This window comes from Armatimonas sp., from assembly GCF_043757465.1.
GTDB lineage: Bacteria > Armatimonadota > Armatimonadia > Armatimonadales > Armatimonadaceae > Armatimonas.
The window spans coordinates 1-12,654 of the sequence record NZ_JAYVPL010000091.1; the positions used below are offsets into that span (position 1 = coordinate 1).

The following is a 12,654-nucleotide window of genomic DNA, read 5'->3' on the forward strand; positions in this document are numbered from 1 at the left end:
AGCCGAAGCTCAAAGGGAACCGGGCATCCTGAGAGATGCCCGGACGTTCCAAGCGGACGCGGAGCAAGCTCCGGGGAATGTACCCGTACGCTATTCAGGGTTCCCCGCAAGAAATCCTGAGGACTCACCCCACGCCGAGCCGCTTCCCTACGAACCTGGGTCTCTATTTCGGGATCAAGAGTCAGTGACATAACGAAATTATACCGTCTCAGTTGCCCGAAAGCGCCGATAGAAGCTGGAAATTTTGTATAATTTGCATTATGCAACGTGTGTCAAGCAGTGAGATCTCGGTAAATAGCCACGCGGATCAACCGATGGAAGCGAGTCGGCTCTTTTGCAACGTGCCCACGGAGATTGGGCCGCTTCAGAGCGCGTTCTCCACCCTTCAGCCCGGAAAGATTCCCTGGCTTGGCTGGCTGAAGGCACTGGTCATAGCAGCGACGTGTGGAGCGGGCGGCTGCGTCTTTGCCTATATGATTGTCTACTTCGACGGGCCAACCTGGCTCTATCCCCTCTTTGCGATGCCCTGCTTTCTTGGAACCCTCTACCTCTTTGCTCCTGCCGCACGCATCACATATGTCGGGGAGAAAGGGATATTTATCTGGCAGCGAAAGCTCGGTAAAGAGTCTGAGCAAACCCTTCTCTTTACTTCTGAGATCAGGCTACATGTTCGGACAAGCCGCAACTTCAACCATGGTATCTACACGGGCACTGACTATGGCTTCGCTTTTCTGACGCCACTCCCTGAGGAGAAGCTCATCATTGATGGAATGTATTTTTCCTTGAAAGACAATATCCCCTCTGGCAATGAGTTTCATTTTGGCAAGAGCGCAGAACGTGCCTATACCCAAGCCCTTCAAACGCCTCTGATGCGCGACCTTTGGGCAGGCAAGTCCAAAGAGTTCCCCATCGAAAATGGCCCGCTTCTGACCCTCTCCAGCCGAGGAATCACCTTCACGCAGAAAGAAAAAACCGATGAGATTCCCCTGGCAGAACTTGCCTCGGTCTCCGTGAACGATGGCTATGTGACGATCTGGCGCAAGGGAGGGAAGGCGGGCTTTCTGGGCATTGGTCGGGATGGTGTCTACCGATTCGAGTACGCCGCCTTTCCCAATGCCCAGCTCTTCTTTCGCGCTCTGGACACTATGCTCAGGCGGTGAGCGCGGTAAGAAGCGCGGCAACGGCGGCCTCAGGGGGGCCATCCAGCGAGCAGCCTGATGCGAGCTTGTGGCCACCACCACCAAAGCTTGCGGCAACGGCGGCGACGTCCCAGGGTTCTTGGGCACGCAGGCTAACCCGTAGCTTGCCCGAGGGCATCTGGCGCAGGAACATTGCCACTTCCGCGCCACGGACGGCACGAAGCGCGGTGGCGATCCCATCCGTGTCTTTGTCGGTAGCGTCGAACTCGGTGAAGTCGGATTGAATCACCCAGGACCAGACCAGCTTGCCATCGGCGCTGCGGGCCATGCGGTCCATCGCGCGGCCTAAAAGTTTTTGCGCCCCGAAGCTGGCGTTCTCGTAGACACTCTCGTAGATCACGGTGGGCGAGGCTCCAGCGGCGATCAGTGCGCCACCGACAGCCATCGTGCGGGGCTTGGTGTTCGAGAATCTAAAGCTCCCCGTGTCCGTCAGCACGCCGCAGAGAAGGCACTGCGCAATCTCGGGGGTAAGCTCGACACCAAGCGCAAGCAAGAGATCGTAGACCAGCTCCGCCGTGGATGCCGACGTGGCATCGAGAAGGCGCACCTGCCCGAACTGTCCGCCGGTCACGTGGTGATCAATATCCATTACCAGCGGAGCGGAGAGCACCGTCTCTGCATTCTCGCCAAGCCGCTTCAGATCGCCCGCATCCAAGCCCACACCGAGGCCAAAGTCTCGGCGGTCTGTGTGGGTCTGTATTTTTTCGATGCCCGGCAGAAAGGCCAGTGTCTCTGGGACGCCATCCGCAGAGAGATAGGTAACTTCCTTGCCCAGCGCCTCCAGCCCCAGCCCGAAGCCCAGCATCGAGCCGATGGCATCCCCGTCGGGGTTTACATGGCAAGCCAGTACGATCCGCGTCGCGCTCCAGACAGCTTGCACCGCCTCATCGAGCCCTTCCCGATCCAGCGGAGCATTGGGGTTGAGTGCCATCTACTTTCCGGTTTCCTCGGCCATTTCCTCACGCACGGCGGCAAGCTCCTCTTCCGTAGCGGGGGGCATGCTCGCGGCGAACTGCTGCTCCTCGCGCAGGAGCTCAAACATTCGAACACCACGGTCAATGCCCTCATCAAAACGAAAAACCAGCATCGGCACCGTCCGCAGCTCCAGCAGGGAGCCCAGCCGCCCCCGGATAAAGCCTGCGCCACTGCGCAACGCCTTCATCGCGGCATGTTTCTCCTGCTCATCGCCCATCACGGAGATGAATACTTTGGCAATGGAAAAGTCCTGCGCCACTTCCACATCGGTCACACTGACCAGGGCCACGCGGGGATCGCCCACGTCTTTACTCAAAATTTCGGCCAGGTCGCGCTTGATCATCTCAGCAACCCGTGCCTGTCGTAGTGTCGGCATAGTTTCTTTCTAAAGCATCTCGATACCGTAGTCGTCTAAAACCACATTGGCATCGTTATCCACGTAATCTATCACCTTTTGGAGTATTTGGTTGGCGAGAAGGGCACTATTGCTCACTACCGTAACACCAAGTGTGGCCCGTCGCCAAATATCCAGATCGTCCACTTCCGCGATAGACACATTGAATTTGTTTCGCACACGTGCCACCAGGCTCTTTATCGCCTGGCGTTTGTCTTTGAGAGAGTCGGCATAGCCGAGGGAGAGGCAGAGAGTGAGAACACCGATATGCATGAGCAGAGCCCGCACAGCGCTTGGGGCGGACAGCCAAAATAAAATCCGGCCCCCTTGTTAGGAAGGTGCCGGATTGATTATATCGTCTAGGGCTCTACCCGCCGATCTTTTTCTTCTCGCCCTCTTTGGGCTTAACAGTCTCTTTGGGCTTCGTGCTGTCCTTGGGCTTCACAATTTCCTTGGGCTTGTCTTTGTCCGGGATACTGAACTCAGGCAGCTTGTCCTTGAGCTTGGACTGCATCTGCTTTTGGGTGTCTTCCCGCAGCTTTCGGGCTTCGTCTGAGTCTCGGACGATGCGCGGGGTGAGGAAGACGAGCAGCTCAGTCTTGCTCTTGGTGGTTGAGTTGGACTGGAAGAGCTTGCCCAGCACGGGAATATCGCCCAGCACCGGGAGTTTATTGACCGTGGCCGAGATGGAGTCCTTGATAATCCCTCCCAGCACAATCGTCTCACCGTCTTTGACACTGACCGTGGTCTGGGCCTCGCGCTGATTGATGATTGGAGCATTGAAGTCCGTGTAGCGCACAAAGTCGTTGGCGGTCTGGGTAACATCCATCGTGACATAGCCATTGGACGTAATACGGGGCGTGACCGTCAGAATGATTCCCACATCGAGAAACGAGTAGTTAAACGTCAGCACCCCATTGGCATTGGTCTGCTGACTGGTCACATACGGCAAGCTCTGGCTGATATTGATCTCCGCAGTGGAGTTGTTACTCGTGAAGATACGCGGTGAGGAGAGCACCTCGAAGCGTGCATCGGTCTTGAGTGCCTGAAGGAACGCGCCGTACTGGCCTCCCGTGAGCGTGTAGCGCATGCCCTGAGGCTGGGTTGATGTGGTCTGACTGCCAAACTGAACCGTCCCTGCGCCCTTGGTGTCTTTGGCTCCGAGCGCCCCCAGCACACTGCCGGTTCCCTGGGTGAAGTTCCACTCCACCCCCATTTTATTGGTGGCATCCAGGCTCGCCTCGACAATCAGTGTCTCGATCATCACCTGCTCGGGGATCTTATCAAGCTGCTCGACGATCTGCTGTAGCAGCGCACGGTTCTCGGGCGATGTCACGATAATGATGCTATTGGTGTTGATGTCCGGGATGACAGTCACCTGCCCCGTGAGATCGCGCAGGTTCACCACGCGGCCATTGGCATCGAGCCCACGGGTTCCCTGGCTCTGCTGCGACGAGCGAGTGGTACCTCCCTGGCCACCGCCGAAGCCGCCGAAGCCCCCCCCCCCAAAGCCACCGAAGCCGCCAAAGCCTTGCTGAACAGTGACATTGGTCGCTAGCTCACCCGCGTTCGCCGTCGGGTCCGCGAGCCCCACGGAGATCGGTGCATCTTGGCTCCGCCCCCCTAGCGATGCAGGGCTGTTGCTGCCGCCACCGCCGGTGTTGCGACTATTTGTGTTGTTTCGACTCGCTGCCCCGGTCTGTCCTGTCGTGGTGCGTCCTGTATTGCGAGAGTTTGAGCGGCTCCCAAAGCTCTGGCTCAGCACATCGGCCATCTGATCGGCGCGCGCATTCTCCAGAGTAATTACGAACGTACTGTTCTCAAACGTAATGGGCTTGTCCAGCTCTTTAACCACTTTACCGACAAGATCCAGGTTTTCCTGTGTGCCGGTAATAATCAGCGAGTTGGTTCGTCCCTCCGCCACGACATTACCCTGTCCCGCTGCCGCGCCGCCACGCCCCCCGAAGCCCCCAAAGCCACCGCCGCCGCCGAAGCGCTGGTCAATGGTCTGCTGCGAACCCGTTGCGCCGCCCCGCCCGCGAGGGATATTGGCGATGAGTACGTTCTGTACAACGGTTACTAGATCGGATGCATTGGCGAACTGAAGCGGGAAGACCTGGGATTTTTGCGGCTGCTCAGTCTGCTTATCTATCTCCTCGATAAGATCCGCGACTTGACCTTGCTCCCGTGTGGGTGCGTTCACAATCACCGAGTTGGAGTAGTCATCGGCAGAGGCACGTACCACGGAGGCGCTAGCCCCACCCCGCCCGAAGCCACCGCCACCAAACAGGCTTGCTAAGCCCCCGCCGCCTTGGCCACCGCCACCAAACATACTGGAGAAGCCGCCGCCGCGCTGACCACCGCCGCCAAAGCCACCGCCACCACGCTGCGGGTCGGGATCAGGGCCTGCACTAGGGCCATTACCCCCGCCACCAGGCGCAGTAGTCGGGGGAATCCCCCCGGTTGCGCCCGGGATACCACCGCCCAGAAGCCCTGCCAGAGGATTGTTCTGCTGCCCGGAACCCGCAAAGACATCGTTGATCACGCGAGCCACTTGCGAGGCACTGGCGTACTTGAGCTGGTAGACCTTCGGAGCCGTACTGGTGGTGCTACCGCCGCCACGGCCAGAGAACATACTGGGATCAAATCCCGTGGGAAAGCCGGTCCCACGCCCACTACTACCGCCACGACCGGACTGTGGGCGGGCCTTGATCATGAGAAAATTCCCGCTCTTCGTCATGTCAAAGTTCCGGAGCCCCAGCGCAGCATTGAGCTGTGCGAAAGCATCTTTGAGTGTTTGACTCGTCGGACTCTGAAGCGTGAGTACCCCCGTCAAGGTGGGGTCTTTCACGAAGGCGATCCCACTGGCCTCGCTAAAAACACTGAGCACAGCATCCACGCCTGCATTGCGGAAGTCTAGCTTCAGACGGGTCTTGGGATTGAGCTTGAACTGCTCCCACGCGGGCTTGGGGAAGTCCATTGCGCCCCCGCCCCCGAAATTGCCAAAGCCGCCCTGGTCGAACTGGGCGAGCGCGGCAGAAGGTGTGACAGTCACTGCCAGTAGCAGTAGCGGAAAGTGACGAAAGATTCTGTTTGTTTTCATGGTTGGCTCCGCGTAGATTGGGTTGGTGCCACTCCGGGTGGCAGGTTAATTGTCAGTGGACGATTTGACTGGGGATCGGCGGCGACACCTTGTCGCGGCACTCCAACACCGGGCACTGTCGGCCCGTTGGGTAATAAGACAGGCATTACACTGGACTGCGTTTCGGACGGTGGCTCCACGAAGACCATCTGGGCGCCATTGGCCAGCATGACTCCGCTCGCCGTCACCGAAAGAATCTGCTGCCCCATCCAGGTCTCGCCCGCTTTGACGCTCTTAGATTCCCCGGTAGCAGCGTTCTCCAGCAGGGCAAGCTTGACTCCATTATAGACATAAATCCCTGTGAGTGCCCATGTCGGTTTGGCAACAACAGATGCTCCGCCTCCAGGGGGCTGCGGCTTCGCCACCACAATTTTCGGGGTAAAGGAGTCGCGCAGGGGGCTGGTCAGGCGCACAAATGTCGCCGTCATGTCGGACTCAGGAAAGCCGGGCGGTGCCGTGATCTTCGCCTTCGGGGGGCTATGTGCAGTTCGCCGCTTACCGCCCTCAGAATCTCCTAAAAAGTAGAAGGCAACTCCTCCTACCACCGCCAGGAAGGCGAACCATCCAACGGGTTTACTGATCTTAGCCATGAGTAGCCCCCCCCTTCGTCTCTGTGTTTGTGGAGCTGGGCAACGCCGGGATAAAGGCCGAGAGCCCCAGGGTCGCGCTCACGGCATTGGAGCTGGCATCGCTGGACGCGAGCTGGAGCGAGCGCAGTGAGAGCTTACTGCCTGGTGCATCTAGAGTGGCTGCAAATGCATGAACCGCAGGATAGGGGCCGGAAACCTGGACGCTGAAGGGCAGCTCAGTCAGCTCCGGCAGGTTCTGCAGGCGCTGGGGACGAAACGCGGAGAGCTTGAGCTTGTGGCCATTGGCCTCCTGTGTCAGACGAGCCAGAACAGCAGCGGTGATCGTGTCTGGATCCCCTTGCCAGAGCCGCGCCGTCGCCAGTGCGTGTGCCTGCTGACCCTCACTCTGGGTCGTCTCGATCTGAGCAAGAAGCTGCGTCCGTTTTTTGACGTTGACTTTTGCAATCCCATCCGTTGTGGGCTCCGGCACCAGGAGTATAAAGGCTAGTGAGCCCGCTAAGATCACCAGAGCGGCTAGGATCACTGCACTAGGCCCTGCCTCTTGAGGATTCTTAAAGTTAAGAAGCGGATTTTTCATTGACTACCCCCTACGCTCGCAACTTTCGGAGCGATCCTACTTCGGGTCGCCTTCTTCCCCGTTTTCTCAGGCGCGGGCATGGGCAAGTTCCCCACAGCAGTCGCGGCAACATTGAACTGCACGATTGGAGTCTCCTCAATCTTCCCGCCGTTGGCAAAGACCAGCTTCACGTCCCGGAACCTAGGGCTGACACTGAGGCTATTCACGAGCTGAGCCACCTGCTGCCCTGTCTTGGCGGTTCCTCGGAGCTGGAGCGGCTTGCCCCGCTCCGTGTTCATTCCAATCAACCAGACCCCCTCAGGAAGCGTGTTGCTGGCGGCCTTGATAATATCACTGAGCGGCTGCGCGGGCATAAAGGCACGGTTCAGGCTCTCGCGTACGAGTAGCGCACGGCCCGCCTTCGCCTGTTCCGCATCGCGGATCGCCGTGAGTTTCTTAAGTTTCCCGTCCCAGCTCGCTTTCGATTTATCAACCGTAGCCTGTGCTTCCGTCCGAGTGACCCAGATATAACCAGCCAGCAGAAACGACGAAACCAGCAATAAGAGCGACAGTCGGCTCTTATCTCCCAGGCGCTTCTTGCTCTCTTTGGCACGATCCTCGTTCAGAGCGAAGGAGAACTCAGGCGCGAAGTGCAGCGCCTCAAGAGTTCGTCCACGAACGGCATCCAGTGGTCCAGCCCCGGCCGCCATGAGAGTGCGCTGCGCTTCCATCCCGAGATTGGCGTCCTCGGGCGCCATACGGCTGAAGCGCACGATACCCCCTTGAACCACATCCAGGTTGATTCCGGTGGGGAGCTTATCCACCACCAGCGCATCGGGGCGCGCGGCAATCGCGGGTGCAGCCAGAGCAACCGGAAAGATCCGTGTTGCCTTCAAACCGGCCTGAGCCAGCTCCATGCGCAACTGGACGAGATCCTGGGCGCGCATGGCGGCCACCAGCGTGAGCCACCCCTCCGCATTCTGATCCTCTGTCTGGATGGCATCAAACGCCAAATCGCTGGCAGGCACGGGGAAAAGTTGCCCCAGCCGCAGGTTGAGCAGTCGGCGCAGCTCCTCCGGAGTTGCCTTGGGCAGACGGAGGGTCTTGAGGAACACGCAGCTTCGGCTGACACCCACCAGCGCCTCTTTATGTCCTCGGATAAAGCGTCCCAGCTCCGAGATATCCGCGCCCCGTGCGCGCCGATTATCGGCGCGATCCATCGCCAGCACCGTGCCTGGAGCCCACTCAAGGTGGAGGGTTGGCAGCGTTCTCCCTTTCATAATGTCCCCTCCCAGCGCCACCACGCTGGTATTGTTGTTGAATTGATGCGCTCAAGTTTGAGCACCTGCGGTTTACTATTGCGAATCCCCACCAGCGCCTCCAGTGCGACTCCCGCCCCCCCACTCTCGCCCCAAGCCCGCACGATAAACGTATCGCTCCCCACACACACCGCATCGGCGACCTGGCCCAGCAGAGCACCTGTCAGTGCGGGAATGCTGGTCAGCTCGCCCAGGGAGGCGAAGCCCGTGCTCTGGCGCGTGACAATTGCACTGGTAATATCGGAAGTCATCCCGGGCAGGCTGAGGAGTACCGCTTCGGGTGCCGTGTTGATATTCACCTTGCCCGTGAGGCGTGTCTGGGTGGAGAAGCTCGCCGTATCGAGAACTTGTTGCGCGGCTTGTGGTGCGACCCCATTGCGGCCCAGTAGGTTAGCAAACGATGTGAACGGTCCCTGGGTCACAAGCTGTACCGGTAGCCCGAGCTGGAGCATTGTCAGGGGGCTCAGGTTCTGCTGGTTCAAGTTGGTACGGGCGCCCCCACTGGCCGTGGTGTTGGGCGACCCACTGGAGACAGTCAGCACACTGATCAGTGCCAGCGTCTCCCCCACCTCGTCTTCCAGAAGGTTAGTAGCGGTAATCTCCTCGGCCTCAGGGGTATAAAGAGTACGCGCCGTCCAGCCTTTCACTAAGGCCAGCTCCGTGAGCGTTGTGAAATTGGCGAGCTTGGTGTTGTAGGGAGTCAGCAGCTCATTGTAGAACTGATCCTTGGCCCCCTCAGTGCGCGCTTGCTGACCGGCCTCGCGCCAGTCAAGAACACTGGCGACCTGCTCACTGGTAAGGGGTAGAGTCTGGAGCTGCGTCTCCGTAAGAGTATTGATGTTGAGCCGACTGCCCGCATCCAGAATCTGGACTCGGTAGGTTGCCCCGCTAGTTAGCTCCGTCGCCGTCGTGCCATTTCCACCGACGAGTGCCCAGTCGTCGTCTAGCTTCACCAGATTCGTCGTGACTTCTTGCAAGCCCGAGAGCGCGATTGCGAGCCCAGAGCGAGCGGCTGCCTCCGCACGACGCTCGCGCAGAGTGTTCATCGTGGTATTGAGGTAGGTGTTCTGGTTCGCGGCAAAAGTGGCTAAGAGAGCGAGTAAGCCGGCCAGGATCACGAGGGTCAGCACCATCACCCCACCGCGCTGCGCTCGCTTCTTTCCTCGTCTCATGCCGTGCCTCCCGTACTGGTAGCAGTAGCGGGATTGTCGGAATCTACATCGCTAGCGGCCAGTGGTACCACAAAAGTATGCGTCTGGGCCTCAGAGTCTGTGGCGAGCGTGTAGCTCACTCGCACTGCTGCGGGAAGCCGCCGCGTGCCGCTTAGGGTATCCCAGATCGTGACCCACTCGGTACCATCATAGAACTCAAAGCCAAGCTGCGTCACCGCAGGCTCTAGCACCGACTCCGTGCCGCCTTGTGTCGCATCGCCATCAGCGGGCTGCTGCAAACGCTCAAAGAGCCCCGTGGTGCTCGTGGCGTCTCCCCCGACGGGTGCAATTCCTAACGAGACCTCGGTGATGCCTCCTTGTGGGCCAAACTGCTCGTGCTGGGTCTCAAAATCATCGGTACTCTGCTGGGTCGCCAGTGAAAGCCCCAGAGAGTCCGTTGTAAATGTCAGCCGATCCGCTCCCAGCTTACCGTCGCCCTGCTCAGCGGCGGCAACAAAATATGTTGTCGTGTCCGCAGTGTCTTCCGAGAGCAGTGCGCCTTCCAGAAGACGGGTGATACGTTTCTCCACCCGCGCCGCCGGGTTCTGCTCACTCTGGCGCTGTGCTTGGCGGCGCTGCATGTCCAGTCCCCCGACAAAGGCGTAGACAAGCGCACTGGTGAGAATGCCCATCATCACGAGCACCACCAGTAGCTCCAGCAGGGAAACCCCTGCCCGTCGCTTTCGTCTTCGTCGGTCTTGACTCACTGTCCGCTTGTCCCTGTTCCTGTGGTAGTTGTCTCTGGCCGGAAGAAGACCCGCTCAGAGATCACCTGCTCCGCCTCACCCCGCACCGCCGTAATCGTCGCTTCCTCCACATTCGCATCCTCGGTGGCTTGAAGCTCAAGAGTCCACTGGGCATCCGCGTAGCCCTCGGCGGAGAAGTCCCCTTTGGTAGCCGCCGTTCGCAGATCACTCTCGACACGCAGCTCCGCTAGCTTCTGGACGGCCAGCCGCTGAAGAAGCTCTGCATTCCGGGCATAGGCATCGCTGCGAGAGAGCCGCCCTAGTGCCGTCAGCACCCCGGACAGTGCAATCCCAACCAGCGCCGTAGTGACCAGCATTTCCACTAGAGTGAAGGCGCGCTTACCCACGTTTTTGCAGCTCCCCCGCACTCCAGCGCTCTTCGCCGGGCTCGATCGCATTGGTGCTACTCCAGCGGGGCAGCTCGCCCGCCCCTGGCAGGCTCAGGCTGAGAATCTGATTCCCTTCCACAAATTCCAGCCGCCCGACACGGGCCGAGCCATCAGGATAGATAGTCCACTCCCACGAAGCCAGATCCGTGCTCTTGCCCTCTAGCTGGGCTGCATCAAGTTGAATCTCTTTGCCTAAGCTCAGTCGCTTAAACTCAGTGATATCCGTCGTGTCTTTCCCAATCCGCTCCAGCACGAGGGTGCTGCTGCCTTCCGCGCGTAGGGTGATGGCTTGCTGGCTCTTGCGGGCCTCGTTTTGCGCCTCAGCGGGCAAGCGTAGAATGCTTGATTTAAGGCTCTGCACCTCGCGTGAGCGCTGAAGCGCAACCGTATTGGGCATTACCAGCGCTGCCAGCAAAGCAAGTATCGTAATCACTACCGTCGCCTCAATCAGCGTGAACAAGCTTCCCCGCCGGGCGGGGGCCGGGGAGGAGGCAGTCATCTATTCGCTCGTGATATCCGAGGCATCACCCTCACCACCAGGAGCGCTGTCCGCACCATACGATGCGATGATGAAGTCCTGGCCGTCGGGTCCTGGCGACTCGTAGATATAATCGTTCTGCCAGGGATCGGTAGAGATTGCCTTCTGCGTGTAAGGGCCACGCCAGTTATTGATCCCGCTCGGCTGCGACTGTAGTGCCATCAGCCCTTGTTCGGTAGTGGGGAACTGATCGGTATCCACTTTGTACTGCGAGAGCAAACCGGAAAGAGTCGCAATATCGCTGGCAGCCTTAGCACGCTTGGCATCCCCCGTGCGGTTAACCACACGCGGAACAATCAGAGCGGCTAAAATCGCCAGGATCAACACCACAACCAGCATCTCAATAAGCGTAAACGCACGTTTTTGTTTTTTCATTTAATTGTTTCCTGCGCTTGAAATATCGGCAAGAGCACCGACAAAACAACAAACCCTACAAACGTTCCCATAGTCAGAACAATCACCGGCTCCACCATAGAGACAAGACGACGCATCCCCGTGTCAACCTCGAAGTCGAGGCTGTCCGAGACACGCCCGAGCATACGCGGCAGATCCCCTGTCTCCTCACCAATAGCCACCATGTGGGTCAGCACCGGCGGGAAGGTTCCGGTATCCTGCATGGCCTCCGCGATAGGGCGCCCATTACGCACTTCCTCGGAGACCTCTTTAGCACTTGTCTGGAACACCCGGTTGCCCGCGGAGAGCCCGGCAATATCCAGCGCCTCCAGGATCGGAACCCCCCCATAGACCAGTGTCCCCAGCACGCGGGCGAAGCGTGAGATCGTCGCCTTCATCACCACCGGCCCAATCAGAGGCGCTTTCAGCATAAACTTATCTCGCTGATACGCCCCGTTTGCAGTCGCCAGCCAGCCCTTGACCAGCAGACTCCCTCCAATAAGCACCGCAAGAACCAGGATCCAGTTTTTAGTAATAAAATCGGTGCTCGCGAGAAGCATCTTGGTGGTCAACGGCAAGTCGTTGCCCAAAGACTTGAAGACCCCAGAGAGACGGGGAACCACAAACAAGAGCAAGAACAACACCACGAACACTGCCGTAGACGCCAGGATCGCTGGATAGACCAGGGCACCGCTGATCTGGCTGCGCCGTGCGACCTCTTTTTCCTGGAAATCCGCCAGCCGCCCCGCCACTTCGGGAAACTGGCCACTGGCTTCCCCAGCGCGCAGGGTCTGCGTGAAGACCTCATTGAAGAACTTAGGGTGCTTGCTCAGTGCCTGACTGACAGGCATACCAGAGCGTACATCCTCCAGAGTCTGCTCACAGACTTCCCGGAGTACCTGGCTTTCAGACTGCTCTGCTACCACCTGAAGCACACGATCCAGCGGGAGCCCCGCCTGCGACAGATCGGCAAGCCGCCGTGTAAAGAGCGCGAGCTCCTGGCGCGACGGTGCACGCCGTCCGCCAAAACTCGAACCCGCAGTGGCCACGGAGCTCTTGGCCTCATTGATCTCAAGAACGAAGCGTCCCTCGGCATCGAGCCGCGCCAGTGCGGCCTCTTTGGTCTCCGCCTCGATCACGCCCGTGCGCTGTGCACCGCTGGCATCCATCGCGGTGTACGAGAAACTCAGCGCCGCCATGGC

The 12,654-nt window shown here is 59.2% G+C and carries 15 protein-coding genes; 1 reads left to right on the plus strand and 14 read right to left on the minus strand.

What is annotated here, in order from left to right:
• Positions 1-191: hypothetical protein (locus ACH2ED_RS11930; protein ID WP_395091287.1), on the minus strand; the 191-nt coding region annotated here is incomplete at its 3' end.
• Positions 192-260: 69 nt separating this feature from the next.
• Here ACH2ED_RS11930 and ACH2ED_RS11935 point away from each other — a divergent pair.
• On the plus strand, positions 261-1,160 hold the full coding sequence (locus ACH2ED_RS11935; protein WP_395091289.1) for a hypothetical protein: 900 nt from the start codon (positions 261-263) through the stop codon (positions 1,158-1,160).
• On the opposite strand, the gene ACH2ED_RS11940 is transcribed toward ACH2ED_RS11935, so the two are convergent.
• From ACH2ED_RS11940 to ACH2ED_RS12000, 13 genes are all read right to left on the minus strand, one after another.
• Positions 1,150-2,130 (minus strand): bifunctional oligoribonuclease/PAP phosphatase NrnA, encoded by a 981-nt coding sequence (locus ACH2ED_RS11940; protein ID WP_395091290.1) that lies wholly within the window; start codon positions 2,128-2,130, stop codon positions 1,150-1,152. The two genes, ACH2ED_RS11935 and ACH2ED_RS11940, sit on opposite strands and share 11 nt — an antisense overlap.
• The gene (gene rbfA, locus ACH2ED_RS11945; protein ID WP_395091292.1) at positions 2,131-2,550 is read right to left on the minus strand and encodes a 30S ribosome-binding factor RbfA; all 420 of its coding nucleotides are present in this window, start codon (positions 2,548-2,550) and stop codon (positions 2,131-2,133) included. It abuts the gene before it with no gap.
• Between the two features lie 9 nt (positions 2,551-2,559).
• Positions 2,560-2,841, minus strand: coding sequence for a DUF503 domain-containing protein (locus ACH2ED_RS11950; protein ID WP_395091294.1), 282 nt, complete (start codon positions 2,839-2,841; stop codon positions 2,560-2,562).
• 94 nt (positions 2,842-2,935) lie between these two features.
• On the minus strand, positions 2,936-5,671 hold the full coding sequence (locus ACH2ED_RS11955; protein ID WP_395091296.1) for a secretin N-terminal domain-containing protein: 2,736 nt from the start codon (positions 5,669-5,671) through the stop codon (positions 2,936-2,938).
• Positions 5,668-6,300, minus strand: a complete 633-nt coding sequence (locus ACH2ED_RS11960; RefSeq protein ID WP_395091298.1) for a hypothetical protein — start codon at positions 6,298-6,300, stop codon at positions 5,668-5,670. Before ACH2ED_RS11960 ends, ACH2ED_RS11955 begins: the two co-directional genes overlap by 4 nt.
• Entirely contained in the window at positions 6,293-6,877 is a 585-nt protein-coding gene (pilO, locus tag ACH2ED_RS11965) for a type 4a pilus biogenesis protein PilO (protein WP_395091299.1), read from the minus strand. The genes ACH2ED_RS11960 and pilO overlap by 8 nt, the downstream gene beginning before the upstream one ends.
• A complete protein-coding gene (locus ACH2ED_RS11970; protein WP_395091301.1) occupies positions 6,874-8,136 on the minus strand; it encodes a PilN domain-containing protein in 1,263 nt (420 codons plus the stop codon). The genes pilO and ACH2ED_RS11970 overlap by 4 nt, the downstream gene beginning before the upstream one ends.
• Positions 8,133-9,347: a type II secretion system protein GspK gene (locus tag ACH2ED_RS11975; RefSeq protein WP_395091303.1), complete on the minus strand. Its 1,215-nt coding sequence runs from the start codon at positions 9,345-9,347 to the stop codon at positions 8,133-8,135. The genes ACH2ED_RS11970 and ACH2ED_RS11975 overlap by 4 nt, the downstream gene beginning before the upstream one ends.
• Complete coding sequence (locus ACH2ED_RS11980) at positions 9,344-10,093, minus strand: prepilin-type N-terminal cleavage/methylation domain-containing protein (RefSeq protein WP_395091305.1); 750 nt, start codon at positions 10,091-10,093, stop codon at positions 9,344-9,346. Before ACH2ED_RS11980 ends, ACH2ED_RS11975 begins: the two co-directional genes overlap by 4 nt.
• Positions 10,090-10,479: a type II secretion system protein gene (locus ACH2ED_RS11985; RefSeq protein ID WP_395091307.1), complete on the minus strand. Its 390-nt coding sequence runs from the start codon at positions 10,477-10,479 to the stop codon at positions 10,090-10,092. Before ACH2ED_RS11985 ends, ACH2ED_RS11980 begins: the two co-directional genes overlap by 4 nt.
• On the minus strand, positions 10,472-11,020 hold the full coding sequence (locus tag ACH2ED_RS11990; RefSeq protein WP_395091309.1) for a Tfp pilus assembly protein FimT/FimU: 549 nt from the start codon (positions 11,018-11,020) through the stop codon (positions 10,472-10,474). Before ACH2ED_RS11990 ends, ACH2ED_RS11985 begins: the two co-directional genes overlap by 8 nt.
• Positions 11,021-11,434 (minus strand): type II secretion system major pseudopilin GspG, encoded by a 414-nt coding sequence (gene gspG, locus ACH2ED_RS11995; RefSeq protein WP_395091310.1) that lies wholly within the window; start codon positions 11,432-11,434, stop codon positions 11,021-11,023.
• Positions 11,431-12,651 carry a type II secretion system F family protein gene (locus ACH2ED_RS12000; protein ID WP_395091312.1) on the minus strand — a complete coding sequence of 407 codons (1,221 nt, stop codon included), beginning with the start codon at positions 12,649-12,651 and terminating at the stop codon, positions 11,431-11,433. Before ACH2ED_RS12000 ends, gspG begins: the two co-directional genes overlap by 4 nt.
• Positions 12,652-12,654: the final 3 nt, after the last annotated feature.